The 26,362-nt window shown below is 50.8% G+C and carries 19 protein-coding genes and 1 rRNA gene; 15 read left to right on the top strand and 5 right to left on the bottom strand.

Annotated features, from left to right (window positions below; all coding sequences use genetic code 11):
* Positions 1 to 21: 21 nt before the first annotated feature.
* From CLV58_RS20690 to recF, 3 genes are all read right to left on the bottom strand, one after another.
* Entirely contained in the window at positions 22 to 1,302 is a 1,281-nt protein-coding gene (locus CLV58_RS20690) for a metallophosphoesterase (protein WP_106139742.1), read from the bottom strand.
* Between the two features lie 104 nt (positions 1,303 to 1,406).
* Positions 1,407 to 2,810 carry a glycoside hydrolase family 140 protein gene (locus CLV58_RS20685; protein WP_106139741.1) on the bottom strand — a complete coding sequence of 468 codons (1,404 nt, stop codon included), beginning with the start codon at positions 2,808 to 2,810 and terminating at the stop codon, positions 1,407 to 1,409.
* 64 nt (positions 2,811 to 2,874) lie between these two features.
* Complete coding sequence (gene recF / locus CLV58_RS20680) at positions 2,875 to 3,993, bottom strand: DNA replication/repair protein RecF (RefSeq protein WP_106139740.1); 1,119 nt, start codon at positions 3,991 to 3,993, stop codon at positions 2,875 to 2,877.
* 192 nt (positions 3,994 to 4,185) lie between these two features.
* Here recF and pdhA point away from each other — a divergent pair, with 192 nt between their 5' ends.
* From pdhA to CLV58_RS20640, 8 genes are all read left to right on the top strand, one after another.
* A complete protein-coding gene (gene pdhA / locus CLV58_RS20675; protein WP_106139803.1) occupies positions 4,186 to 5,253 on the top strand; it encodes a pyruvate dehydrogenase (acetyl-transferring) E1 component subunit alpha in 1,068 nt (355 codons plus the stop codon).
* A gap of 141 nt (positions 5,254 to 5,394) precedes the next feature.
* A complete protein-coding gene (locus CLV58_RS20670; protein WP_106139739.1) occupies positions 5,395 to 6,339 on the top strand; it encodes a ring-cleaving dioxygenase in 945 nt (314 codons plus the stop codon).
* A 1-nt stretch (position 6,340) separates the two neighbouring features.
* Positions 6,341 to 6,979 (top strand): alpha/beta hydrolase, encoded by a 639-nt coding sequence (locus CLV58_RS20665; RefSeq protein ID WP_106139738.1) that lies wholly within the window; start codon positions 6,341 to 6,343, stop codon positions 6,977 to 6,979.
* Positions 6,980 to 7,017: 38 nt separating this feature from the next.
* Positions 7,018 to 7,314 carry a muconolactone Delta-isomerase family protein gene (locus tag CLV58_RS20660; RefSeq protein ID WP_106139737.1) on the top strand — a complete coding sequence of 99 codons (297 nt, stop codon included), beginning with the start codon at positions 7,018 to 7,020 and terminating at the stop codon, positions 7,312 to 7,314.
* Between the two features lie 97 nt (positions 7,315 to 7,411).
* On the top strand, positions 7,412 to 7,861 hold the full coding sequence (locus tag CLV58_RS20655) for a guanyl-specific ribonuclease (protein ID WP_245882399.1): 450 nt from the start codon (positions 7,412 to 7,414) through the stop codon (positions 7,859 to 7,861).
* Positions 7,858 to 8,304: a barstar family protein gene (locus tag CLV58_RS20650; RefSeq protein ID WP_106139735.1), complete on the top strand. Its 447-nt coding sequence runs from the start codon at positions 7,858 to 7,860 to the stop codon at positions 8,302 to 8,304. The genes CLV58_RS20655 and CLV58_RS20650 overlap by 4 nt, the downstream gene beginning before the upstream one ends.
* Positions 8,305 to 8,410: 106 nt before the next feature.
* A complete protein-coding gene (mfd, locus tag CLV58_RS20645) occupies positions 8,411 to 11,764 on the top strand; it encodes a transcription-repair coupling factor (RefSeq protein ID WP_106139734.1) in 3,354 nt (1,117 codons plus the stop codon).
* A gap of 41 nt (positions 11,765 to 11,805) precedes the next feature.
* Entirely contained in the window at positions 11,806 to 13,062 is a 1,257-nt protein-coding gene (locus CLV58_RS20640; protein ID WP_106139733.1) for an SUMF1/EgtB/PvdO family nonheme iron enzyme, read from the top strand.
* Positions 13,063 to 13,109: 47 nt separating this feature from the next.
* On the opposite strand, the gene CLV58_RS20635 is transcribed toward CLV58_RS20640, so the two are convergent.
* Complete coding sequence (locus tag CLV58_RS20635) at positions 13,110 to 13,805, bottom strand: ComF family protein (RefSeq protein WP_106139732.1); 696 nt, start codon at positions 13,803 to 13,805, stop codon at positions 13,110 to 13,112.
* Positions 13,806 to 13,923: 118 nt separating this feature from the next.
* Between CLV58_RS20635 and CLV58_RS20630 the strand changes: the two genes are divergently transcribed.
* The 5 genes from CLV58_RS20630 to CLV58_RS20610 all read left to right on the top strand — a co-directional run bounded on the left by CLV58_RS20630 (position 13,924) and on the right by CLV58_RS20610 (position 22,795).
* On the top strand, positions 13,924 to 14,235 hold the full coding sequence (locus CLV58_RS20630; RefSeq protein ID WP_342748935.1) for a hypothetical protein: 312 nt from the start codon (positions 13,924 to 13,926) through the stop codon (positions 14,233 to 14,235).
* Between the two features lie 17 nt (positions 14,236 to 14,252).
* Entirely contained in the window at positions 14,253 to 17,552 is a 3,300-nt protein-coding gene (locus CLV58_RS20625; protein WP_106139730.1) for a DUF4175 family protein, read from the top strand.
* Between the two features lie 126 nt (positions 17,553 to 17,678).
* Positions 17,679 to 19,541, top strand: a complete 1,863-nt coding sequence (mnmG, locus tag CLV58_RS20620; RefSeq protein ID WP_106139729.1) for a tRNA uridine-5-carboxymethylaminomethyl(34) synthesis enzyme MnmG — start codon at positions 17,679 to 17,681, stop codon at positions 19,539 to 19,541.
* 46 nt (positions 19,542 to 19,587) lie between these two features.
* Positions 19,588 to 20,475 (top strand): class I SAM-dependent methyltransferase, encoded by an 888-nt coding sequence (locus CLV58_RS20615; protein WP_106139728.1) that lies wholly within the window; start codon positions 19,588 to 19,590, stop codon positions 20,473 to 20,475.
* A 499-nt stretch (positions 20,476 to 20,974) separates the two neighbouring features.
* Positions 20,975 to 22,795, top strand: coding sequence for a tetratricopeptide repeat protein (locus tag CLV58_RS20610; protein WP_106139727.1), 1,821 nt, complete (start codon positions 20,975 to 20,977; stop codon positions 22,793 to 22,795).
* Positions 22,796 to 22,836: 41 nt separating this feature from the next.
* On the opposite strand, the gene thrC is transcribed toward CLV58_RS20610, so the two are convergent.
* Positions 22,837 to 24,141 (bottom strand): threonine synthase, encoded by a 1,305-nt coding sequence (thrC, locus tag CLV58_RS20605; RefSeq protein ID WP_106139726.1) that lies wholly within the window; start codon positions 24,139 to 24,141, stop codon positions 22,837 to 22,839.
* A 173-nt stretch (positions 24,142 to 24,314) separates the two neighbouring features.
* On the opposite strand from thrC, the gene pruA reads away from it, so the two are divergent.
* Together pruA and CLV58_RS20595 are read left to right on the top strand one after the other, a co-directional pair.
* Positions 24,315 to 25,946 (top strand): L-glutamate gamma-semialdehyde dehydrogenase, encoded by a 1,632-nt coding sequence (gene pruA, locus CLV58_RS20600; RefSeq protein ID WP_106139725.1) that lies wholly within the window; start codon positions 24,315 to 24,317, stop codon positions 25,944 to 25,946.
* A gap of 335 nt (positions 25,947 to 26,281) precedes the next feature.
* Positions 26,282 to 26,362, top strand: a 16S ribosomal RNA gene (locus CLV58_RS20595); the annotation flags it as partial.

The following is a 26,362-nucleotide window of genomic DNA, read 5'->3' as shown; positions in this document are numbered from 1 at the left end:
CCGGTACCGGATTTGGTTTTGTTATGCTTTTACTAACTCGAAGATCGTAATCTCCGGCAGTATGCCGACCCGGCCGGGATAACCGATGTACCCGTACCCCCGATTGACATATAATCGCTGATCGCCCTCCTGATACAAGCCAGCCCATTGCCGGTAGAAGTACTGCGCCGGACTCCAGCGTACGTCGCCCAGATCGACGCCAAACTGCGCGCCATGCGTATGACCGCTGAAGGTAACGTCGATGTCGGAGTAGCGGGGTCGTACCTCAGCGTCCCAGTGCGTGGGATCGTGGGATAGCAACAGTTTGACCGGATAATCCTGCGTACCCTGATACGCCTTTGCCAGATTACCCATCCGTAACGCAGCCGGTCCGAAACCTAGGTTCTGTACGCCAATCAGCGCGATTTTGTCGCCGTTCTGCTCCAGTATCTTGTTTTCATCGAGCATAATGTTCCAGCCCATCTGCTTGTGGGCGGCAATGACGTCGAGTACGTTCTGTCGCTCGGCCTGTGCACTGGGCCATTGTACATATTTGCCGTAATCGTGGTTACCGAGTGTCGAGTACACGCCCATGGGCGCTTTCACTTTGTCGAACACGTCGATGTACGAATTTACCTCGCTGGCTGTACTGTTGACTAAGTCGCCTGTAAAAAACACCAGATCCGGTTTTTGTCCCATCAGCATGTCGACACCCCCTTTTACGGCCGTTTTGTTGAAGAAGCTACCCGTATGGATGTCGGAAATCTGCGCGATGGTCATTCCGTTAAAGCCGGAAGGCAGGTTTTTAAGGGGCAGTTTGATGCGTCGGATGCGGTAATCGTGCGCTCCCGACAGAATGCCCCATGAGAAGCCAACCAACGGTATCGACCCGACGACAAGCGCCGTTTTCATCAAAAACTCGGAACGGGGTATTACGTCCGTTGCCGGAATAGCGGCACTGTTCGAATCAACGACGGCTTCGCGTACTTCGGGTTTGTAAAACAGCGATACGATCCAGCGGAAGAAGCGACCAATGTCGTCGATCAGAATAAAAATGACGGCAAATACTTTCGAGAAGTAGGGGATGGCGATTCCGGCCCAGATAAACGTGCGTACCTGTCGGCTCAGCGAGTCGGCGGGCAGCAGTTGCATGGCTACGTACGCAATCAACGACAGAACTGTAAAGCCCCAGTAAACGAAGGCAATTGTCCGTTGTGTACTATCGCTGGCTGACCGGCTTAGGTAGCGGACAGCCTGATAGACGTAGGTGTCGATGAGCAGAAAAATTGCCGGGGCAATGAATACCAGAGCGGCACGATTCATAAGGCAAATCGGAAAAGAGGTTGCGGCAGTGCAAACTTGTTTATGCTAACGTCATCGCCCAACGTTTGGTTACAGCGCTACGGCGTCTGAAAAGCATCTATGCGTCAAAAATTGGGATAATTGCGGCTGCTGTCGTCCAGGGTCAGTATCCAATCCTGCCCGTACTCCGACGTTGGCGGTACGAATCGGTGCTGTCCGGCATTGGCAATACTCTCCAGCTTCTTCCAGTTACCCGTACGGGGATTGAACCAGCCAGCTGTCAGCGAATTACCTGAAATACGACCGAGTTGTACGGTAAATGGCCTACCGGCGGTAGTATATACGAACGCATGATCGATTCCCCGGATGGCCTGCACGCGGGCAGCGGGTTCTTTGTCCCCGTCGAGCAGAATCGTCTGATCCGGCACACGATCCAGCATCGGGCGGGCAGTGAACAGTCGGCGTACGTGTTTCATCTGATTCGCACCGGGCAGATCGAGCGCGTCCATCCAGCTGTAATGCGGCCCGTTGACCGGCGCACGGCCCGGCGCAGCCATCTGCCACACAGGATGGCAACCATACGTATGACCAAGGGCACCCGCCATCAGATCGAGATACGCCGACCGACGGACATCGTAGGCATTGGATATACCCAGGTCTTTGGCGTTGAAACAAACCGGATGATCTTCGTAGATCGGCTCGGCGTCGAGGGTTGGTTTGGTCGGGCGACGGTTGTAGCTCACGGTTATTTTGTCGTACACGGCCACGTCGCGGCAGTGCCCGGTCTGGTGCATGGAAAAGTCGAACCAGTCGTCGTTCTGAAACCATTTCCCTGAACCACCCGCGTCGGTCGGCAGCGGCTGCGCGTGATAGCTCATCAGCGCCTTTTCGGGCCCACCAACGCCCTGCTCGATGCCGGCTGCCATAGCCCGCCAGACAGCCAAGTCGTCGCTTCCGTCCCGAGGTTGCCGGTCGCCACCCAGAATCCAGATAATATTGGGTCGATTTCGGTAGCGATTACCAATCCACTGTCCGTACGTTCGGGCGTTGGTTGGGTTGAAAATCTCCGGGCCAGTCCCCCAGGTATTCTTGAAGAGTTTGTCCCCCCAGGTCGGCAATAAACCGATGACTAGGCCCAGTTCCGCTGCCTTATCGATGACAAAGTCGATGTGCCGAAAATAAGCTTCGTTGGGTTTGGTCGGATCGTTGTCCAGTAATGGCTTGTCGCCGTTGGCGTTCGGTGTATTCAGCCCGTCGAGTTCCGCCAAGGCTACCGCCTGAATAACCGTGAAGCCCTGCTCAGCCCGTTTGCTCAGGTAGCGCTCCGTCTCGTCCCGATTTAGTCGATGAAACAACTCCCAGGCCGTATCACCCAGATAGAAAAACGGCTTTCCATTGGCCTGCACCAGATAACGATGATTATCAGATACCCGTAATGGCCCGGCAAAATCGAACGGCTTGGGAAGCGTTGACTGAGCCTGACTACAGATGGAGAACAGTAGCAAGACAAGTAGCTGGCGTGGGAACATTGGGAACAGCGTTGGTTACCCGCAGAAAGGAAGGCGTCAACCGTTCTTACTTTCGTGAGATAACTCAGCCACCTACTTCGAAGAAACGCACGTCGGTTTGTACAGACGCCAGCAATTCGCGCGTCCGTTCGGGCCGGGCGTCGGTAATGAATACCTGACCGAAGGCGCGTTCATCGATGCGCTGAATGAGCTTACCGATTCGCTTGTCATCGAGCTTGTCGAAAATATCGTCGAGCAGCAGAATGGGCCGAATACCTTTTTCGGTCTGAATCTGATCGAACTGAGCCAGTTTGAGGGCGATGACGAACGTCTTCTGCTGCCCCTGCGACCCAAATTTTTTCAGCGGTACTCCACCGATCAGAAAGCTGTAGTCGTCTTTGTGGATACCCATCGTCGTGCGCTGTAGCACCGTATCACGCCGGCGGAAATGCCGAAACTCGGTGGCGAAGTCGGGCTTGCTGACCTCCGATTCATAGACAATGTCGACAACCTCGCGCTCGTCGCTCAGGTACGCGTAATGATCGCGAAAGCCCGGCAGAAAGTCTTTCACAAACTGTTGGCGGGCGTCGTGAATGCGCTGACTTAGCATGAGCAGCGGCTCATCATATGTATCGAGCATATCATTGTCGACCTGGTTTCGCTCAGCAAACAGCTTGAGTAGGCTGTTTCGCTGCTTCAGCACCTGCTGATACGTCAGGTAATCGCGCAGGTAGTCGGGGTCGAGCTGCGACAGTACACCGTCGAAGAAATGCCGCCGGTCTTCACTATGCTCACGAACAAGGTCCGTATCGTTGGGGGCTACCAGCACTACCGGAAACCGACCGATATGCTCACTGATACGCTCGTACGGCTTTTTGTCGGCCATCAACACTTTCCGCTGTCCCCGTTGCAGACTAATCGTAATCTGCACCATCCGGTGACTGATCTGGTGTTCGGTCGGCGTGTCGCCCGTATCTTCCTGAAAAACACCGTCGAGAATGAAATAATCGGCATCGTGCAGAATGCTCAGGGCGTCCTGACTGTGGAACGCACTTTTGCTGAGCGACAGGAAGTAAACGGCATCGAGCAGATTCGTTTTTCCGCTACCATTTGGCCCGACGAGTACGTTAACCTGCTGCCCGAACAGATACCGGCCATCCTCGTAATTTTTAAAATTGGTCAGGCTCAGTTTTTCGAGATGCATACGTATGGCTCGTAACGCGAGAATGCGTAATTTCGCGGCTGTCAGTTACCTAAACCAGTGCCGTTTTACACGCGCTGATTTGGTATTGGCAACAAAGATACGGCTGGTTTGTTCGGTTCGTGGGTAGCGGGGAAATCGCTCCGATTACCGTTCGTCGACCGCAGCCGCGACCGATTTAGCGAACTCATTCATATGGCAAGCGTCAAAGAAAAAGCACCGGCATCTTCGTCGGAGAGTACCCAGCAGAACGGCAAAGCCCCTGAACCTGTGAAGACAGAATTCTCGAAAGAACAGTACATGTACTGGTACGAGTCGATGCAGTTGCAACGGAAATTCGAAGAGAAAGCCGGTCAACTGTACGGTCAGCAGAAAATTCGTGGCTTCTGTCACCTGTATATCGGTCAGGAAGCAGGCTCGTCGGGCGCGTACACGGCGCTGACCAAAGACGATAAATGGATTACCGCCTATCGTGACCACGGTATCCCACTCGCCCTCGGCTCCGATCCGAAGGCCGTAATGGCCGAGCTGTTTGCCAAACAAACTGGCTCATCGAAAGGCAAAGGCGGGTCGATGCACATCTTCGACAAGTCGGTCAATTTCGTCGGTGGCCACGGTATCGTTGGTGCTCAGATTCCGATGGGAGCGGGTATCGCCTTCGCCGAGAAGTACAACAAAACCAAAAACCTTTGCATCTGTTTCTTCGGCGACGGTGCTGTTCGGCAGGGTGCGCTGCACGAGGCCTTCAACATGGCGATGCTCTGGAAACTACCGGTCATCTTCGTCGTTGAAAACAATGGTTACGCCATGGGAACGTCGGTTGCCCGTACGTCGAACGTAACGGAACTGTACACCATCGGCGAATCGTACGATATGCCATCGGAACCAGTCGACGCGATGGACGTCGAAGCCGTTCACGAAGCCGTAAGCCGGGCTGCTGACCGGGCTCGCTCGGGTGAAGGACCGACCTTCCTTGAGTTCCGGACGTACCGTTACCGGGGTCACTCAATGTCGGACCCGCAGAAGTACCGTACCAAAGAAGAGGTTGAGCAATACAAGCAGCGTGACCCGATCGAAATGGTTCGTACCCGCATTCTGGAAAAAGGCCTGGCTTCGGAAGACGATCTGAACGCAATCGACAAGAAGATCAAAGGCATCGTTGATGAATCGGTGAAGTTTGCCGAAGAGTCGCCGTACCCATCACCCGAAGAAGCGTACAAAGACGTATATGTTCAGTCGGACTATCCGTTCCTGAAAGAATAGACAGCTGATTTACAGCGTTATGAAGCCCGGTCTGAAGACCGGGCTTTTTTTGTGGAACAAATTTTAGGCATTAATTGTACATACATTAATTGCAATTGTTTTTATTTGCAGCACAGTTCAGATTCTAACCAAGCTTATACTATGGAAACGCTCATCAATGGTTTGCACCACGTAACAGCCCTGGCTGGGAATACGCAACGTAACGTCGATTACTACACCGGCATACTGGGTCTGCGACTGGTCAAGAAGACGGTAAACTTCGACGCACCCGACGTGTATCACCTGTATTACGGCGACGAAACCGGCTCGCCGGGCACGATCATGACGTTCTTTCCGTACGACGGCATCCCACGCGGTCGGAAAGGGATTGGTCAGCTCACCTACACGGCGTTTTCGGTACCGGTAGCGGGCATGCAGTACTGGCTGGACCGGCTGCATCAATCCAACATTCCGTATTCGGGGCCAAACAAACGCTTTAACGAGACGTATGTGCGCTTCGAAGATTTCGACGGCATGGGTATCGAACTGGTCTTCACCGACGAAGATAGCCGCACAGGCTGGAAAAACGGATCGGTTCCGGCCGAGTATGCCGTGCGGGGTTTTCATACCGTGACGCTGAACGAGCAGAATCCAGATCGCACCATTCGATTACTGACCGATTCAATGCAGCACACGCTGGTAGCCGAAGAAAACGGTTTGTATCGGTTTCAGGCGGGTAAAGGCGGCTCGGGCAATTTTGTCGACGTATTACAGTCACCAGACGCGGTTCGGGCCTTACAGGGGGGCGGCTCGGTACACCATGTCGCGTTTTCAACCGATTCCGACGATACCCAGTTGACTATTCAGGAGCAGCTGCTGTCGGCGGGCTACCAGGTTACGCCCGTACAGGACCGCAATTACTTCAACAGTATTTATTTCCGCGAACCGGGTGGTGTGCTGTTTGAAGTAGCGACCAATCCGCCGGGCTTTTCTGTCGATGAGTCGGTCGCTGAGTTAGGTACGGCCTTGAAATTACCCGCGCAGTATGAAGCACGTCGGGCTAAAGTAGAAGCTGAATTGCCACCCATTCAGGTAAAACAGTACTGATATGATCCACGATCCAAACGCATACATAACCGCCGGTAAGCCGCTCGAAGAAGCGAGTAAGGTGATGATTATGGTTCATGGCCGGGGCGGTTCAGCCCGCGATATACTGTCGCTGTCGCAGTACATCGACGCCGATGATTTCGCCTTTGTGGCACCGGAAGCCACCGGAAATACCTGGTATCCGTATTCGTTTCTGCGACCAACAGACGAGAACGAGCCGTACCTGTCGTCGGCGCTGGCGGTGCTGTCAGGTTTACGGGCACGTTTGCAATCCGACCACAACGTCAATCCGTCGCAGCTATACTGGTTTGGGTTTTCGCAGGGTGCCTGTTTGTTGTCGGAGTATGTCGCCAGAAACGCCATGCGCTATGGTGGTGTATTCGCTTTAAGTGGAGGACTGGTTGGTCCTGATGGGACGAATCGTGACTATACCGGTGATTTCGACGGCACGCCCATTTTCCTCGGTTGCAGCGACCGTGATAGCCACGTACCGAAAGAGCGCGTACTGGAAACAGAGCGGATTTTGAGTGGCATGAATGCGGCCGTTACGGCGCGTTTGTACCCAAATTTCCCGCATACGATCAACGAAGATGAGCTAAAGATCGTTAATTTGCTGATAGCCGGTGGTCAGGTAAGCTGACATAATGAAAGCCGGCTCGATGCAAAACGACACTGCTTATGAGCCAGTACATGGTCGAATTCGACCTTCCCACCGTGATGGATGATGAGTTTGCCAATCAAATTCCGGCCCAGCGGGTTAAAGTCGACGAGTTGATGGAGCGAGGCCAATTACTATCATATTCTTTGTCGGTAGACCGGCAGAAGCTGTGGTGCATTTTCAAAGCTGATTCCGAGTTGGAGGTCATGGAGTCGATATCGGAATTTCCGCTGATCAAATACATGACACCGTTCGTAACAGAGCTGATGTTTCACAATATGGTTGCGGCACGCATTCCGCTTTTTTCGCTGAATTAACAGAAAGCCTGCTCTCCGTAGCGGGCTTTTTTGTGCGCTATGGTGGTATCCTTCTTACCAGTAAGTTTGTCGCATGAAATCCCACCCGTTTTCCACATTGATTCGATTCAGTCTTCTACTGAGCCTGCTGTTTTCCACCGTCGCCTGTCGTGGAAACGAACAGCGTACCAGTCAGCAACCAACCGCTGACGTTCAGCAGCAGCCGGCCCGCCACAAACGCCATCATCGTCATCAGTCGGAGCAGAGTACTGATAATCAGGCTACCACTTCAGCACTGGCGATCCCTGACTACGTGCGTACCGTACTGGCGTATGTTCGTACGAATCACCGAGCACCTAAAGGCTACGTTGGTGGCCGTACGTTCGGCAATTACGAGCGGCAGCTACCGATTCAGAACAGCACTGGTCAGCGACTGCGTTATCAGGAATGGGACGTAAAACCAAAAATTCAGGGACAGAACCGGGGCGCTGAGCGACTTGTTACCAGTTCCGACGATCACGCTTACTACACCCGCGATCACTATCGCTCATTTACCGAAATCGAATGACACCGAACATACTTATCTGCCAGTCAGAACGCGAACTGGAAGCTCACTTCGCCGATTGGTTTATTGCGCACGTCGATGGCAAAGACGCGACGACACTTCGTTCGTTTTATGAATCCATGGCCGACGTACTCGAATTTCCAGACTCGTTTGGCTACAACATAGATGCCCTCAACGACGCTCTCAACGATTTGCAATGGCTGGAAGATGAGCGTATTGTGCTGTATTTCACCAATACAGCCGATCTAATCAGTAAAGAACGGGACCCGGCTAAACTAGCCAGCGTATTCAACATGCTGGACGCAACAGCCGAAGATTGGAAGTGGCTCGACGATGACGAGATCACGGATAAGAAGGAACTGGTCGTTGTATTTGAGGATAGTCCGCGCATTCAGTCGATCCTGGAAAAGGAGCAGATTGACTTTCAGTCAATGGCCAGTTTATAGCCCACCGTACCTGCAACAAATCGCTTTCGCGTGCTGTTACAACTACGTGCCGCCGGAATACGCTTCCAGCGGCTTTTCCTGTTTGTATATCACAACCTGAATTTGCTTGAAACCAGCCGAATTAGTTGGCCTTTACGCCAACGATAGTTTTATCCAGATACTATCTGAACCGTTTGGTCGTAAGCATACCGGCGATCCGCAACGACTTCAGATCAAGGGTTTGGCGGGTAGTCTGGACGCGGTCTTTGCGTCGGCTATCGTCAAATCGGTAGGTGGCAATCATCTGTTTGTGATGACTGATCGCGATGAAGCCGCCTACTTTTACAATGACTTACAGCATCTGCTGGAACGGGAAATTCTGCTATTTCCCATGTCGTACAAAAAGCCGTATCAGTACGAAGAGGTAGAAAACGCCAACGTGCTGATGCGGGCTGAGGTACTCAACAAGTTGAACCCAGCCCCGAAAGACGGCTTACTCGTCGTTACGTATCCCGAAGCGTTGTCGGAGAAAGTGATCAACAAGCGCTCGCTACAGGCCAACACGCTGACGATTCGGGTAGGGGAGAAGATCGACACAAATTTCGTTGCCGACCTGCTGCTGACGTATGAGTTCGAGAAAACGGACTTTGTCTACGAAGCCGGTCAGTTTTCCGTTCGGGGTGGTATCATCGACGTTTTTTCATTCGCCAGCGAGTACCCGTTCCGCATTGATCTGTTCGGCGATGAAGTAGAAAGCATCCGCCAATTCAACCCGGAAACACAGTTATCCACAGACCCTGTTGACTTTATCAACGTTATCCCGAACATTCAGACCAAACTGATCGAGGAAACGCGGGACCCGTTTTTCAGCTTCCTACCGGCTACCACGACGATCTGGGCAAAAGACGTTGAGTTCACGCTGGAGATCATCGAGAAGTGCTACGAAAAAGCCGAGCAGAGTTTTGAGACGGTGCTGGCTAGCAGTGGTGGCATTCAGGTCGTATCGAACCCCGGCGACCTGTTCGAAACCCGGCGTACGTTTCTGAATCAGATTAAAGAGTTTCGGACGGTCGAGTTTGGTCGGAAATTCTATTTCAAAACGGATGGTCGACAGCAGTACCAATCGAAACCGCAGCCGTCGTTCAATAAGGATTTCAAACGCCTTGTTGATACGCTGGGCGACAATCAGGCGAAGGGCTATACTAACGTTATCGCAGCCGAGTCGTTCAAACAGCTCGACCGGCTCCGTACCATCTTCGAAGAACTCGATCCGCACCTTACCTTTCAGCCGCTTAACATCGGTCTGCGGGAAGGCTACATCGACGACTCGCTGAAGATCGTTTGCTTTACCGATCACCAGCTCTTCGACCGCTACTACCGCTTCAAGGTTCAGGATAAATTCACGAAGTCGAAGGCGCTGACACTGCGTGAACTGAAAACGCTGCAACCGGGCGATTACGTCACCCATATCGACCACGGCATTGGTCGGTTTGCGGGTTTAGAAAAGGTCGATAACGCTGGTAATCAGCAGGAAGCCATTCGGCTGATCTACCGCGACAACGACATTCTGCTCGTCAGCATCCACAGTCTGCACAAGATTGCCAAGTACACGGGCCGGGAGGGGAGTCCTCCGCCGATGAGCAAGCTAGGCTCGCAGGAGTGGGAGCAGAAGAAATCGCGCATTCGCAAACAGGTCAAAGACATTGCCCGCGAACTGATTGCGCTCTACGCCAAGCGCCGAAACGCGCCGGGTTACGCGTTCAGCCGCGACACGTTCCTACAAACCGAACTTGAATCGTCGTTTCTGTACGAAGACACCCCCGATCAGGCAAAGGCCACCAACGACGTTAAAGACGACATGGAGCGGCCCAACCCCATGGACCGGCTGGTTTGCGGAGACGTCGGTTTCGGTAAGACCGAAATCGCGATTCGGGCCGCGTTCAAGGCCGTCAGCGACAACAAACAAGTCGCCGTGCTAGTCCCGACGACGATCCTGGCGATGCAGCATTTCAAGACGTTTTCCGACCGTATGGCTGACTTTCCGGTCAAGGTCGAATACATCAATCGGTTTCGTACGGCTGCACAAATCAAGGAGATCTTGAAAGGCGTTGCGTCGGGTGAAATCAACATCCTGATCGGTACGCATCGCATTGTCAACAAGGACATCAAGTTCAAAGACCTTGGTTTGCTGATTATCGACGAAGAGCAGAAATTCGGCGTTAAAACGAAAGATCGGCTTAAAGAACTGCGTGTGGAAGTCGATGTCCTGACGCTCACCGCTACACCCATTCCCCGTACGCTGCACTTCTCGCTGATGGGTGCCCGTGACCTGTCGGTCATCGCTACGCCACCGCCCAACCGGCAACCGGTTACGACGGAAGTTCACGCGTTTAGCGAGACCGTTATCCGCGACGCCATCAGTACAGAAATCAAACGAGGTGGTCAGGCTTTCTTTGTGCATAACCGAATCGGCGATATCGAATCCATTGGCAACATGATTATGCGGTTAGTTCCTGAAGCGCGGGTCGGTGTTGCCCACGGGCAGATGGAAGGGGAGCGGCTGGAACGGATGATGACCCGCTTTATCGATGGTGAGTACGATGTGCTGATCTCGACCAACATCATCGAATCGGGGCTGGACATTCCGAATGCCAATACAATTTTGATCAACAACGCGCACTATTTCGGCTTATCGGACCTGCATCAGATGCGGGGCCGGGTTGGCCGATCGAACCGCAAGGCGTTCTGTTACCTGCTCACGCCACCGCCATCGGTACTGACGGCGGATGCCCGCAAACGGCTACAGACGCTGGAAGATTTCTCGGATCTGGGCGAAGGATTCAAGATTGCCATGCGCGACCTCGACATTCGGGGCGCGGGGAACCTGTTGGGTGCGGAACAAAGTGGCTTCGTCAACGACCTGGGCTTCGAGATGTACCACAAGGTCCTGGATGAAGCCGTACAGGAGTTGCGGGAAAATGAGTTCAAAGACCTGTTCGAGACGAAACCCGGTGATTTGAAACTGAAGCTGCCCGACACAGTTATTGAAACGGACCTTCCGGTTGTTATTCCGGAGCGGTACGTACACAATATTTCGGAACGTCTGGCACTATATACCCGCCTGGACAGCATCGAAAATTCGACGGAACTGGAAGCCTTCCGTCAGGAAATTCTGGACCGGTTCGGACCGATCCCTGAAGAGGTTATCAACCTGATTGACATGGTCAACGTGCGCTGGAAAGCCGAACGCTTATACCTTGAAAAACTGACGCTTAAGAATACTATTCTGAAAGGCTACTTCGTTTCTAACGGGAATGACGCGTTCTTCACGTCCGACCAATTTGGCAAAGTAATTGAGTACATCAAGCGGAACCCGTCGAAATGCTCACTCAAAGAGTCGAAAGGAAGACCGATTTTCACGCATTCGGGTATCGATTCGGTGGAGCAGTTGAATAACGTTCTGGCCGAAATGACGAGTTAAGCACTAATTTAGCACCAGCGTATCTTACACAAAATACAGCAATGATTCAAAAGTATCACCTGAAACAAGCTGCCTATGTGCTGCTGGCAACGGCGGCTCTTTCGGCCTGTAAGTCAAAGCACCCAACGAGCGTACAGCCGGGCAAGAAAAGCACGGCGACCGGTATTGCTTACAACCAGAAAGATGGTTTCCAGGTAAAGAAATTCGCCGGTCAGAAAGCGGGCCCAAACCTCGTCTTTATTGAAGGCGGTCGGTTTACGATGGGCGCGCTGGAAGAGGACGTAATGAACAGCCGCGACAACCGCGAACGCACCGTTTCGATTCAGTCATTCTATATGGACGAAACCGAAATGGCAAACGTCCACTATCTCGAATACCTGAACGCCATCACGCGTGACTCATCGGAAGAGGTCGTCAGAGCTGCCCTTCCCGATACGACAGTATGGTCTAACCCACTGTCGTTCAACGACTCATACGTTACCCAGTACCTTCGCTACCCGGCTTTCCGATATTACCCGGTCGTCGGTGTATCGTGGGTGCAGGCTAGTGACTATGCCCGCTGGCGGTCAGACGCAGTAAATAGCGAACTGGCAAAAGGGGGTGGTCCAAAGAAGAAAGGAGGCTTCTCGTTGAAGCGTAAGTCGAAGCAGGCGGAAGACCCGGCTCTGGCTGAGGCATCGGCAGCACCAGCCGGTAAACCAAGTCTGGAAAGCGGTACAATCCTGCCTGACTACCGGCTACCAACGGAAGCCGAATGGGAATACGCAGCGAAAGCCCTTATCGGGACACAGTACATGGACGAAAACCAGATCAACCAACGGATTTATCCGTGGGACGGTTCTTCTGTACGGAATCCGAAGAAGGGTCGGAAACAGGGGCAGATGCTGGCTAACTTCAAACGCGGCCGTGGTGACTACGCTGGTATCGCTGGCCGCTCGAATGACGGCGCGATCATCACCGCTGAAATCTACGCGTATCCTGCCAACGACTTTGGCCTGTACAACATGGCTGGTAACGTAAACGAATGGGTATATGACGTATACCGTCCGCTGTCGTACCAAGATGTGAGCGACCTCAACCCGATTCGTCGGAACGGTTACATGGATGACGCGAAGAACTATGATGCGAAGAACAATCAGTCGCTTATCAACGACAAGCTGCGCGTCTACAAAGGTGGCTCCTGGAACGACGTAGCGTATTGGTTATCACCGGGTACCCGTCGTTTCCTCGATCAGGATTCGGCAACGGCCATGATTGGTTTCCGCTGCGCTATGATTGGTGTAGGTCGTAATAAGTAAGCACAAGCTTTTACAATGAAAGGCGCTTCCTACGGGGAGCGCCTTTTTTATTGCGTCACAGCCAACGTGATGACGCTGACCTCCCTACAGCCCGCCCGGAGTAATTCAGCCGCGCAGGCTTCAATTGTAGCGCCTGTAGTCAATACATCGTCGACAATGGCGATATGCTTATCTTTCACAGCTAACGCATCAGCTACGCCAAATACGGTTTCAACATTCGCCCATCGTTCCAGCCGATTCTTTTTCGTTTGCGACGACTTGAATTCCGTTCGGACTAGTACGTCCGTACGTGCTGGAAGCTGCATTGTTTCACTCAATCCTATCGCCAGCTGATCGGCCTGGTTGTAGCCTCGTTGTCTGAGCCGCTGTTTGTGAAGCGGCACGCCCACCAGCAAATCGATATCGTCAGCCAACGAACTATGCTCGTTCAGAATCGCTCCGTACCATCGGCCGAATCCCGTGGCAGCATCTTTGTTTCCCTCGTACTTTATCCGATGGATGGCTCGTTGCATAACACCGCCTTTTACGAAGCGAGCGTACGAGGTTACATACCGTATGGGTACCTTCCCGGCAAACTTGTTGTGTGATTCATTGTGGTCAGGCGACTGATGGTCGTTTGTTTCCGGCAACGCCAGCCGACATGCCGTGCACAGAAACTGATCGGCTTGATGCAGGGTTTGATCACAGCCCACGCACAATGTCGGGAACAGCAGATTAATCAGGTCAGTTAGTAGACTTTTCATAAACCGAAACCGGAAGACGCATCGTTACTTATGCGTAATTAATTGTAATTTAGGGAGTATATACTTTTTTGACGTGACAGATTCCGAAAAATCACATACCGAATCAGCTTGGGAAAACTTGCTCGATCAGTTACAGCAGCTGCTTGGTAAACGACCCGCTGATCTAAATGCCGTCCTCTTTTTAATCGGCGTTCAGGAATTGGGTAGGGGGCCCATCCGATTCTCGAAAGAACAGAAACAGGACTTGATGCACATTGGCGTTTGCCGCGTGTTGAGCGAGTCCAGCTACTACGATTTTGCGGGTCCTGACAAAGATGGCTGGCCGCACTGGACACTGATCAAACCATTGCCACACGGCGATTTGCTGGCTCAGGAAACGCTGCTGAAAAGCCACGTTATTACTTATTTCCAATCTGTGTTTGCCGCCTGATTTCCTTTCCGACCCTTATGCAATCATCCGCAGCTTACTCAACGCTACTCGAGCGCATCGACGAATACAAACGGCGCTACTTCCAAAATCAACTCGTTAAAGGAAGTCTGTTTTTCGTGGCCCTGCTGGGTACGGCCTATCTGTTGATTAACACGGCTGAATTTATTGGCCGCTTTAGCTCAGGCGGACGCGCCGTGCTTTTCTTTGGCTTTCTGGTCGCCGTAGTGATTGGTCTTTACCAGTTCATCATTCGACCTTTGCTGGGTCTTTACGGGTTGAGCAAACCACTATCGACGGATGAAGCGGCCCGGCAGATCGGCACGTACTTTCCCGACATTTCGGACAAGCTGCTGAATACACTTCAGCTGCAACGCATCAGTTCGGAGCAAAGTGATCTGCTTCGAGCCAGTCTCGACCAGCGGTCACAGCAATTACTTATCAACCGATTTGCCAATGCGATAGAACTTAGTGGCAATCGTCAGTTTCTAAAATACGCTATTCCACCGTTAGCGCTCATTCTGTTATTGCTATTAATCAAGCCTGATTTTCTGACGCAGTCATCGACGCGGCTTGTCAACTACAACGAGGAGTTTGTTGAAGAAGCACCCTTCCAGTTTGTCGTACGGAATAAATCGATGAAGGGCTTTCGCAACGAAGATTTTCCGTTGACAGTAAGCCTGACGGGTAACACTATTCCCGAATCGGTCTATCTCGTAACTGATGGAACCAGGCTGAAGCTATCGCCGTCGGGATCGGAGTACAAGTATACGTTCGACAACATACAGCGCGATTTGGACTTTCATCTCGAAGCAGCAGGATTCAAATCGAAAACGTACACGGTGTCGCTGATCGATAGGCCCTCAATTTTGGCCTTCGATGTTCGGCTAACATTTCCGGCTTATCTGAACAAACCCGCTGAGCAACTGGCCAATGCGGGCAACCTACTGATTCCCGAAGGTACCGTAGCGAACTGGTCGTTTGCAGCCGATCATACGGATTCGCTCGTGCTTAAATTCGACGCCGACCGTTCCCAGATCAAAGCGCAATTAGCCGATGGGGATAAGTTCGTAGCGTCGAAGCGACTGGTACAGAATACGCAATACGGCATCTCACTCGCCAACGCGAATGTCAACAAACCATCGTTGGTCAGCTATAACATTCAGGTTATTCCTGATCGCTACCCGCAGATTTCGGTCAACCGTATTGAGGACTCAACGACCTACAACTATGTCGCTTTGTCTGGTCTGATTAACGATGATTACGGATTCTCAAAACTTCGACTGTCGTATACTATCGAGCGGGAGGGGAAGAAATCGCCTGTGTACACGAAAGACATTGCGTTCAATCGCACGACCACTTCTCAGAACTTCGTCTACAATTGGTCGCTGGATAGTTTACGTCTTGGGCAACGGGATAAGCTGGAATACACCGTAACGGTATGGGATAATGATGGCGTCCACGGACCAAAATCAGCCAAGTCCACGCCGTTCGTTTTCGCCATTCCATCCAACGCTGATGTGCAGAAGCAAGTCGATCAATCAGCAGACAAGACGCAGGAAGATATAGACAAGGCGCTAAGCAAGACACAGGCTATCAAGAAAGAACTGAGTCAGCTTGAAGAGCGCATGCGCACCAAAAAGTCGTCGGATTTTCAGGATAAAAAACAGCTACAGGATATTCTTCAGAAGCGAGAGGAATTGATGCGGGAAGTACAGAAACTCCAGGAGCAGTTCCAGAAGACTAACGACTTGCAACAACGTTTTGCGGAGAAAGATAACGCGGTTCAGGAAAAATTGAAGCAGCTACAGAAGCTCTTTAACGAGCTACTTGATCCTGAATCCAAGCAACTCTACGAACAACTCAAGCAGTTGCTGGAGAAGCGACAGGATGAGAAAGCGTCGGATATGTTGGATCGCTTATCGCGTAAAGAGCGTAATATGGAGCGCGATCTGGACCGAGCGCTTAAACTTTTTAAACAGATGCAGCTCGAACAGAAGGTCAATAATGTGGCTGATCAGTTGGAGAAGCAAGCGGATAAATTAGACAAGCAGGCAGAGGAAAATGAAAATAACGCGGGCTCGCAGGAACAGCAGGAACAAAAGCAACAGCTGTCTAAAGAAGAGTTTGACGCCTTGAAAAAGATGATCGAGGAGTTAGAGAAGCAGGCTGAAAAAGATGAATTGACCAAGCCTGAATCCACCGACGAGCAGCAAAGAGACATCGAGCAGCAGATGGATCAGGCCATGAAGCAGCTCAAGCAAAAGAAAAACAAGCAAGCTTCAGGCTCCCAAAGCAAGGCATCCAAAGCAATGCGCTCGATGAGTAAGTCAATGCGTGAATCGATGCAATCCAGCCAGATGAGTGAGATGCAGGAGAACATGGATGACCTGCGCAGCATTCTGGACAATCTCATTACTTTGTCATTTGGGCAGGAAAAAATCATGAAAGAGTTTCGTGGTATGAGCCTGCAAGATCCTCGCGTGACCAAGCTGTCGCAGGAACAGTTAAAGCTCCAGGACGATGCTAAAATTATTGAGGATAGCCTCAACGCACTGGCAAGTCGGGTCGCCCAGATTCAGCCGTTTGTTACGCGTGAACTTACGAACATGAAGTTTTACATGGACGAGAGCGTACAGCAGCTTAAAGATCGACGCCTTAGTATGGCTTCGTCGAAACAGCAATTTGCGATGACTTCCATTAACAATCTGTCCCTGATGCTTAGTGACGTGCTGAAAAACATGCAGCAGCAGATGAACGCCATGGCTATGCCGGGGAAAGGTAAGCCAGGAAAGAAAGGGCAAAGCCCGGGTCTGGGAGAAATGCAGGAGAAGCTGAATGCTGAGATGAAACAGCTTCAGAAGAGTGGGAAATCGGGGCAGGGGTTATCAGAAGAATTATCGCGGTTAGCGTCGCAACAGGCGATGATTCGGGAGATGCTCAAGAAATTGGAAGAGGGTGCAAAGGGCACTGAAGCGGGCAAACAGCAGGGCGATCAGGTGAAAGATTTGATGGACAAGATGGATCAGAGTGAAACTGATCTGGTCAATAAACGCATCAACCAAAACACGATTGATCGGCAGAATCAGATTCTAACCCGCTTGCTGGAATCAGAAAAGGCGCTTAAACAGCAGGAGGAAGATCCGAAGCGGCAAGCCGAAGCAGCCCGTTCGCAAAGAGCCAAGACCCCGGCTTTCTTCGATTCGCTAACGAACAGGCAGTTCACCAAGCAGACGGAAGTACTCAGATCCGTGACGCCTAACTACAATATCTTTTACAAGAATCAGGCAAACCAGTATTTACAGAAGCTTAGTAAATAAGCCGTTACACTCAATTTTTACAACCGTTCGTCTGGCACAAAGGCGAGCGGTTTTTTGTTGTCGCTTCATAAATAGTGTAATCACGTGAAAAGTTTCCACGTGAAACATTTTACAAAAACTGTTGAAATGACGTCAAGCTATGATGTGATCGTGGTGGGTGGTGGACACGCCGGTTGTGAAGCAGCGCACGCGGCTGCGACCATGGGTTCGCAAGTATTGCTCATCACCATGAACATGCAGACAATCGCCCAGATGTCCTGCAATCCGGCCATGGGTGGTGTGGCCAAAGGCCAAATCGTCCGCGAGGTCGATGCACTCGGTGGTATGTCCGGCATAATTTCCGACAAGACAATGATTCAGTTCCGGATGCTGAATCGGTCGAAAGGTCCAGCAATGTGGAGTCCACGCTGCCAGAGCGACCGCCATGCCTTTGCCTGGGAATGGCGTAAAACGTTGGAAAGTAATCTTAACGTAAGCTTCTGGCAGGATTCCGTGCGCGAACTACTTGTGAAAGACGGTACCGTCTGCGGGGTAAAAACCACAATGGGTATGCTCTTTTACAGCAAAAGCGTTGTACTTACCAACGGTACATTCCTGAATGGACGCATGTTTATCGGCGAGAAAACATTTGGCGGGGGCCGTACGGGAGAAGCAGCATCGAGCGGCTTAACCGAACAACTGATCGAGCTTGGCTTCGAAAGTGGCCGTATGAAAACCGGAACGCCACCCAGGGTTGATGGCCGTAGTTTGAACTATGCTGCCATGGAAGAACAGCTCGGCGACGCCATACCCGGTAAATTCTCGTACACAGATACTCCGGCGCTGACGGAGCAAAAAAGCTGCTGGATCACGTATACCAATCAGGCGGTGCACGATGAATTGAAGACGGGCTTCGAGAAATCACCCATGTTTACCGGCCGCATCAAAGGATTGGGACCGCGCTACTGCCCATCGGTGGAAGACAAAATCAACCGATTTGCCGATAAAGATCGTCACCAGATTTTCGTAGAACCCGAGGGTCGTGATACCGTCGAAATATACGTCAACGGCTTTTCGACGTCGTTGCCGGAAGACGTACAGTTAAGAGCCTTGCAAAAAATACCGGGTTTTGAACAGGCTAAAATGTTTCGGCCAGGCTATGCGGTAGAGTACGATTTCTTTCCGCCAACCCAGTTGAAGCATACGCTAGAGACCCATCAGGTCGCTAATCTGTTTTTTGCCGGACAGATAAATGGTACGACCGGTTATGAAGAAGCTGCGTGTCAGGGCCTGATTGCGGGGATCAATGCGCATCAATCTGTTCATGAAAAAGAACCATTCACCGTCAAACGATCGGAAGGGTACATTGGCGTATTGATCGACGATTTGATTACGAAAGGCACCGAGGAACCGTATCGCATGTTTACGTCGCGGGCCGAATACCGCACCCTTCTCAGACAAGATAACGCCGACATCCGGCTCACCGAGAAGGGTTATCAATTGGGTCTTGCCTCGTCGCAACGGTACAACGCACTAGTCGAAAAGCAGGCAAAGATTGCGGAACTGACGAAAGCAATTCAAACCAAAAAGGTCAAACCTGACGAGGTGAATGCCTGGCTTGTCGACAAAAATAGCGCTCCGCTGCGCGAAACGTCGAGCCTACAAACCATTATCAAACGTCCCGAGACTACGGCTGAGAATGTCTCTCAACTACTGAATTTGACGTTGCCCAACGCCGATGTCTACAATGATGAGGTGATCGAGCAGACAGTTGTCGAACTGAAATACGAGGACTACTTGCTGCGCGAAAAGCAGAACGCAGCTAAAATAGATCGTTGGGAAAGTCTGGCTATTCACATCGATTTTGATTACGATAAGTTGAAGGCACTTTCGTTTGAAGGACGCGATAAGTTGAAGCGTTTGCGCCCATCGACCATCGGTCAGGCTTCCAGAATCAGTGGCGTCAGTCCATCTGATATTTCTATATTGCTCGTCTACATGGGTCGGTAAACAAACCCGTGCCTGTACGATTTCTGCATTTTCTAAACATAGTGTAATGGCTTCGCTTGAAACGATTATCGCTTGTCCCGTTTGCGCCGGGACAAGCTTTTCCCCATTTCTATCCTGCAAGGATTACTTAGTGAGCGACAAAACCTTCGCGATTCAATCCTGTGATCAGTGCGGTTTTCGGATGACGAATCCGCGTCCTGATGCAGCATCAATCGGACAGTATTACAAGTCCGACGCGTACATTTCTCACAACGATAGTGGGGGAGGGATAATCGATACGGTTTACAAAGGAGTCCGTTCGTATACACTGCGCTCAAAACTTGCCTTGATAAATTCGCTGGCCAAGCGGCCGGGCAACTTGTTGGACGTCGGCTGCGGTACCGGCTCATTCCTGGAAACATGTCAGGCAACTGGCTGGACCATATCCGGAATGGAACCTGATGACGACGCCCGTCGTATTGCGAGCGAAAAATTAAAAACGCCCATTGCAGAACGGCTGACCGATGTATCAGCCAACAAGTACGATGTCATCACCTTGTGGCATGTGTTGGAACATATTGCTGATCTGGAGTCGACGATAACTCGATTTCATCAGTTACTGAGCGATTCAGGTTCTTTGTTAATCGCCGTTCCGAATTCCGATTCTTACGATGCAAAGGTCTTTGGCCAATATTGGGCCGCTTACGACGTTCCCCGTCACTTGCATCATTTCACGCCAACTACCATCAAGCCGCTGTTTGCGAAGAACGGGTTCACGCTGATGGCTCAGAAGCCGATGCCATTCGACGCTTTTTATATCAGTATGCTCAGTACGCGTTATCAGATCGGTCGTACTGATTACGTGAAAAGTTTTCTGACAGGCTTAGCATCAAACAGGCAAGCCAGGCGAACAGGCGACTGGTCCAGCCTGATCTATATCTTCCAGAAAGCGTAATACACAGCACTCTTCCCTTAGCTGGCTATAGTAGCTCCTGCTTTTCCCGTTCCGATAGACAGGTCTATTCTAACTAAAAAAAAGCCAGTTTTTCTGTGGATAATCATGTGAATAACTGCCAAATTCTGTGGATAGCATGTTAGAAAGTCTGACATGAAATGTGGATGAATGTGGATAGCTTTCCGATTTACCGATATCCACCACGATTCTGTGGACAATCCACAAGATGTAGACGCGGTATCCAAAAGTTTTCCGCAACGCCTTTCGTGGATAAAATTTATCAACGAATCCACACTGAAAAACGGCCCTCTTTGTGGATAAAATGTTAATTAGCTGAGAGATAGATTGTTAAAAGTGGATAACTTTATATGTGAGTGGTGAATAAGCACCTGTTTTATCCACATAATCTTGATTACCCTGTGCATAATCTTTTTATGCACATATCCACACAGCTAATAACTACAATAACGTTTTTTTAAAAAGATAAACTAATAAAGTAATGTTGGTAAAAACGTTGTTGACGCTTTGCCTGTGCGCGGTGTGGCTATCTGGTGAATGTCAGGTTGCCGGGCAATCGGGAACGGGGGGAGCCCTGGCCGATGAGTACTTTAAGAGTGGTGAATTTGGAAAGGCCGCTGATGAATACGCAAAGTTGGTTAAGACGGAACCGACGTGGCCTCGGCTCAATCAGTACGTACAAAGCTTACAGCGGAGTAGTCGAACGGAGCAGGCCGAAAAGTTTCTGCGGCAGCAGGTGCGCGGTAACGAAGCCAGTAAACCATTTTGTGAATTACTACTAGGGCAGCTGGCCCAGCAAAAAGGAGATACCACGCTAGCCAGTAAAGAATTTATGGCGGCTGTTAAATCGGCGCGGGTATCGACAGTGAAGCTCGAACAACTGGCGAGCGCCTTCCGGGACGTCGGTGAATCGAAATGGGCGATTGTAAGCTTTGAGACAGGTCGGGAGGTGAGTCAGTCGCCGATGGCGTTTAGCGACGAGCTGATGGCTTTATACAAAGCCACGGGCCAAACAGTAAAGGCTATCGATGAAAGCATTAATACGGCCAAGCAATCGGATAAGAAAGAAGCTGCGTTTGCTAATCTCCAGAGTTATATCAATACGAAGGACGAGCCACTCATTGAGAAGGTGCTGTACGAGCGAATACAGAAAGAGCCCAGCGAGTTAGCTTACAATGACATGCTTATCTGGTTCTATACCCAGAAGCAGAAGTTCAGCCGGGCACTATTACTGGAGAAAGCCACGGATAAACGTCTTAAGCTGGCAGGCAACCGTGTGTATGAACTGGGTGCTTTAGCGTTTAACAACAAAGAATACAAAACGGCATCTGATGCATTTGACTATATATGCACAACTTATCCACAAGGGCAGCTGTATCCATTTGCTCGGCGGTTGGTGATCAACGCCCGGGAGGAACAGGTGAAAAATACGTACCCTGTTGATAAGGTTGAAATTCGGAAGCTGATCGCCGACTACCAGAAGATGGTTCAGGAATTGGGGTTAAACGGTAAGACGCTGGAAGCCCTCCGAAGCACGGCTAATTTGTACGCTAATTACCTTGACAGCAAAGACACAGCGATAACAGTTCTCGATATGGCCATTGGGCTGGGGAAAACTGACCGTAGTTTTGTGGATAAGTGCAAACTTGACAAGGGCGATATCTTTCTGTTGAAAGGAGAGCCCTGGGAATCCACATTGTTATACGCACAAGTGGAAAAGTCGGAGAAAGAAGAGCTGCTTGGTTATGAAGCCAAGCTGAAAAATGCGAAGCTTCACTATTACAAAGGCGACTTTACCGTATCGAAAGACATTCTGGACGTGCTCAAGCTGGCCACCTCCCGCGAAATTGCCAACGATGCTGAACAGTTGAGTCTGCTAATTGTGGACAACACGGGTATGGATAGCACGGAAGCTGCGATGCGTGAGTATGCGGCTGTCGATTTGCTACTTTTCCAGAATAAAACCGACGAGGCTGTGGATAAACTCAACCAGCTGTGGAAAAAATACGGTGACCATAGCCTGGCGGACGAGATACTCTGGTTACGCGCAAATACCTATCTCCGACAAGGTAAAACAACGGAAGCACTGGACGACCTGAAGGTGGTAACGACTAAATATGCCACTGATATCTTGGGTGATGATGCGCAGTTTCTAACGGGTAAAATTTACGAAGAACAACTTAAAGACAAGTCCGCTGCTATGGAGGCTTACCAGAAGGTACTGGCCCAATATCCGGGAAGTATACACGGCGCCGAGTCGCGAAAACGATTCCGGGCGCTAAGGGGCGATACTGTGAATTAACAAAAAGGGGCCGGATTCAAAATCCGGCCCCTTTTTGCTGATTATACGGCCTGAAGAAAGGCCTCTTTAAACGACTCGTAATCGTTGTCGATCTGAATGCTGCGTTTGGTCTGATCAGCCATAACAGCGAGCCGCTCCGGTACGGCGACCGGCCTACCGATTACTTCCTCAACGAGTGGTTTAAACTTCGCCGGATGCGCCGTAGCCAGGGCTACACCTGTAAACGATTCGCCTGATTCCTTACGGTATTGCTCAAGCCCAAGTACACCTATTGCCGTATGGGGACAGGCTACATAATTATATTGATCGTGCAAACGCTTCATCTCCTGCCGGGTCTGCTCATCGTCGAAGTAGTAGCCAGATATATTCGTTCGGAATGCGTCGTGCTGATCGCCGTGTAGGTGAGCAAGCCGTACGAAGTTGCTGGGTGCGCCAACATCCATCGCATTGGAGATCGTTGCAACCGTAGTCATCGGCGCATAAACACCAGACTTGATGTAGGACGGGACAACCTGATTGAGGTTAGTAGCTGCCACAAAGTGGTGCACGGGTAAACCCATCTGCTGAACCAGAACTCCGGCGCTCAGATTACCGAAATTGCCGCTGGGTGTTGAAAAGACAACCGGCTTGCCCGCATCCCGAACCTGTCCGTACGCCCGAACGTAATAAAAGCCCTGTGGAATAAGCCGGAAGATGTTGATAGAATTAGCCGATGATAGCGCTAGCTGACTATTCAGTTCTTTGTCGAGAAAGGCCTGTTTTACAATAGCCTGACAATCATCGAACGAGCCGGCCACTTCAAACGCCTGTATGTTGCCCCCCAGCGTAGTCAGCTGCTTTTCCTGCAAATCACTAACCCGCCCGGTGGGATACAGAATCGACACACGAACGCCGGGTACATTATGAAAACCCATGGCTACCGCTCCACCCGTATCGCCGGAGGTAGCGACCAAAATGTGTACTTCTTTGTCGTTACGTTTTGAAAAGTGCGACATCATAGCCGCCATGTACCGAGCACCAACGTCTTTGAAAGCTAACGAAGGGCCATGAAAAAGCTCCAGTATACCCAGCTCGTCACGTAAGTTGATAACAGGGGTGTCGAATGAAAAAGCGCGTTGGTTGATCGCATACAAATCCTGCTCGCTGATTTCGTCACCGAAGAATAATTGACTGATGGCAAAGCCAATGTCGGCTAAAGATTTGTCGGCTAATGCATCGAAAAAGGCCCGACCCGGTTTGGGGAGGGGAGTGGGCATGTATAACCCCTTATCTGCCGGCATACTATGGAAGAGAGCCTCCTCCGCCGAAACGGTACTGGTAGGACTGTTTGTACTATAAAACCGCATGTGTTAGTAGCTGATATTGAGACAAAGTTCGGAAAATTAAGCATCTACGCAGCAATGCAGCCGACAATACCAGCCTGTCGGGATAACATTCTGTACGGGTAACGTTATACTTTTGCGGTCTGATCACTTCATCCGATCCGGCAGCATATCAGCTACCGTAAACACACGTCGTTATGTCATTTGGTAATTTCACTATTCCGGCTCCTGTAAATGAGCCAGTAAAAGGGTACGCCCCCGGCTCTCCTGAGAAGGCAGCTGTCAAAGAAGCGTTAGCAGCCTACCGTTCAGTCGAAACCGATGTTCCGATGATTATCAATGGACAGGCTGTTCGTACCAATCATAAACTGCGTATAAGCCCTCCCCACGATCATAAGCATACACTGGGCTACTTCTATGAGGGAAATGGAGACCACGTAAACCAGGCAATTTCGGCTGCGCTCAGTGCAAAAGCAGAATGGGCTTCGCTTAGCTGGGAAAACCGGGCCAGTATTTTCCTGAAAGCCGCTGATCTGATTGCGGGTCCATACCGGGCACGGATCAATGCGGCAACCATGCTGGGGCAATCGAAAAATGCGTATCAGGCTGAAATCGACGCTGCCTGTGAACTGATCGATTTCCTGCGATTCAATGTTCATTATGCCGACGAAATCTACCGGCAGCAGCCTAACTCATCACCGGGCATCTGGAACCGACTGGAATACCGGCCACTGGAAGGGTTTGTTTTCGCATTGACGCCATTCAACTTTACCGCCATTGCCGGAAACCTACCTGCGTCTGCCGCGCTGATGGGCAACACCATCGTGTGGAAACCTGCCTATACGCAGGCACTATCGGCCAAGGTGATTATGGATGTCTTTAATGAAGCTGGCTTACCAGATGGTGTCATCAACCTGATATTCGTAGATGGGCCTGTTGCCGGCGATATTATCTTCAACCACCGTGATTTTGCAGGTATTCACTTTACAGGCAGCACCAAAGTTTTCCAGACAATCTGGGCAACGATAGGAGCAAACATCCACAAATACCGGTCTTACCCCCGTATTGTCGGTGAGACAGGAGGGAAAGACTTCGTCGTCGTGCATGAGTCAGCCCATGTGGATGAAGTCGTAACTGGCCTGGTTCGGGGTGCATTCGAGTATCAGGGCCAGAAATGCTCCGCAGCTTCCAGAGCCTACATTCCAACCACACTGTGGCCAGCTGTCGAGGAAGGCCTAAAAGCGACGCTTAGTAAAGTTAAGATGGGCGGTGTGGAAGACTTCACCAACTTCGTCAACGCTGTCATTGACAAACGTTCATTTGAGAAGATAAGCGAATACATCGAAACGGCTAAGACGGCAGCTGGCGTTACTGTGGTGGCGGGGGGGATCTGCGATGATACGATCGGGTACTTCGTTGAGCCAACCGTGCTCCGCGTCAACGATCCTACTTACCGTACCATGTGCGAAGAGATATTCGGCCCTGTACTGTCAGTCTATGTTTATGAGCCGGAGCAGTTCGACGCTATTCTTGATCTTGTTGATTCAACATCGCCCTATGCACTGACTGGTTCCATCTTCTCGAAGGACCGGACTGTTGTGGAACACGTGACAAACCGACTGCGTGAGTCGGCTGGAAACTTCTACATAAACGACAAACCGACGGGAGCGGTGGTGGGGCAACAACCATTCGGCGGAGCGCGTGCATCGGGTACGAACGATAAAGCTGGATCAGCGTTGAACCTATATCGCTGGGTGTCAGCGCGTACGATCAAGGAAACCTACGTATCGCCCCGTTCTATCGACTATCCATTTATGCAGGGGAAATAATTTTTAAGTTTTTTCTGAACAAAGCTTGCATCGAGCAGAATAGCTGAGTACCTTTGCACTCCCAAATCGAAAGAAAGGCAGACGAAAGCAACTCAATTGCCTTTTTATCAATAAGTTACTGGGGACAAGTTTAAAAGTTGACAAAAATATTTTTCAACTTTTCCTTGACAAGAAAGAATGAGTGTTGTACCTTTGCACTCCCAAATATAAGAAAGGCCGACAACGGTTGGCCTCCATCTCGAAAGAGAGACCGTTCTTTGACATGTTGACATCAATAGGTTAGCACCGATTAAGGCTAATGACAACGATAGAATTTATTCTATCACACAATATTTACGATGGAGAGTTTGATCCTGGCTCAGGATGAACGCTAGCGGCAGGCCTAATACATGCAAGTCGAGCGGGTAGCAATACCA

This window comes from Spirosoma oryzae (assembly GCF_003002825.1).
Lineage (GTDB): Bacteria > Bacteroidota > Bacteroidia > Cytophagales > Spirosomataceae > Spirosoma > Spirosoma oryzae.
The sequence above is the reverse complement of the archived record's forward strand: the minus strand, read 5'-3'. Positions and strand labels throughout refer to the sequence as shown.

What these genes read in the sequence shown, in the direction of transcription:
- CLV58_RS20650 (WP_106139735.1), top strand. Translation starts at nt 7,858, where the DNA reads ATGACACCGAACATACTTATCTGCCAGTCAGAACGCGAACTGGAAGCT.
- CLV58_RS20690 (WP_106139742.1), bottom strand. Translation starts at nt 1,302, where the DNA reads ATGAATCGTGCCGCTCTGGTATTCATTGCCCCGGCAATTTTTCTGCTC.
- recF (WP_106139740.1), bottom strand. Translation starts at nt 3,993, where the DNA reads ATGCATCTCGAAAAACTGAGCCTGACCAATTTTAAAAATTACGAGGAT.
- pruA (WP_106139725.1), top strand. Translation starts at nt 24,315, where the DNA reads ATGTCATTTGGTAATTTCACTATTCCGGCTCCTGTAAATGAGCCAGTA.
- CLV58_RS20610 (WP_106139727.1), top strand. Translation starts at nt 20,975, where the DNA reads ATGTTGGTAAAAACGTTGTTGACGCTTTGCCTGTGCGCGGTGTGGCTA.
- CLV58_RS20685 (WP_106139741.1), bottom strand. Translation starts at nt 2,810, where the DNA reads ATGTTCCCACGCCAGCTACTTGTCTTGCTACTGTTCTCCATCTGTAGT.
- CLV58_RS20635 (WP_106139732.1), bottom strand. Translation starts at nt 13,805, where the DNA reads ATGAAAAGTCTACTAACTGACCTGATTAATCTGCTGTTCCCGACATTG.
- CLV58_RS20665 (WP_106139738.1), top strand. Translation starts at nt 6,341, where the DNA reads ATGATCCACGATCCAAACGCATACATAACCGCCGGTAAGCCGCTCGAA.
- CLV58_RS20625 (WP_106139730.1), top strand. Translation starts at nt 14,253, where the DNA reads ATGCAATCATCCGCAGCTTACTCAACGCTACTCGAGCGCATCGACGAA.
- mnmG (WP_106139729.1), top strand. Translation starts at nt 17,679, where the DNA reads ATGACGTCAAGCTATGATGTGATCGTGGTGGGTGGTGGACACGCCGGT.
- CLV58_RS20670 (WP_106139739.1), top strand. Translation starts at nt 5,395, where the DNA reads ATGGAAACGCTCATCAATGGTTTGCACCACGTAACAGCCCTGGCTGGG.
- thrC (WP_106139726.1), bottom strand. Translation starts at nt 24,141, where the DNA reads ATGCGGTTTTATAGTACAAACAGTCCTACCAGTACCGTTTCGGCGGAG.
- CLV58_RS20615 (WP_106139728.1), top strand. Translation starts at nt 19,588, where the DNA reads ATGGCTTCGCTTGAAACGATTATCGCTTGTCCCGTTTGCGCCGGGACA.
- CLV58_RS20660 (WP_106139737.1), top strand. Translation starts at nt 7,018, where the DNA reads ATGAGCCAGTACATGGTCGAATTCGACCTTCCCACCGTGATGGATGAT.
- CLV58_RS20640 (WP_106139733.1), top strand. Translation starts at nt 11,806, where the DNA reads ATGATTCAAAAGTATCACCTGAAACAAGCTGCCTATGTGCTGCTGGCA.
- pdhA (WP_106139803.1), top strand. Translation starts at nt 4,186, where the DNA reads ATGGCAAGCGTCAAAGAAAAAGCACCGGCATCTTCGTCGGAGAGTACC.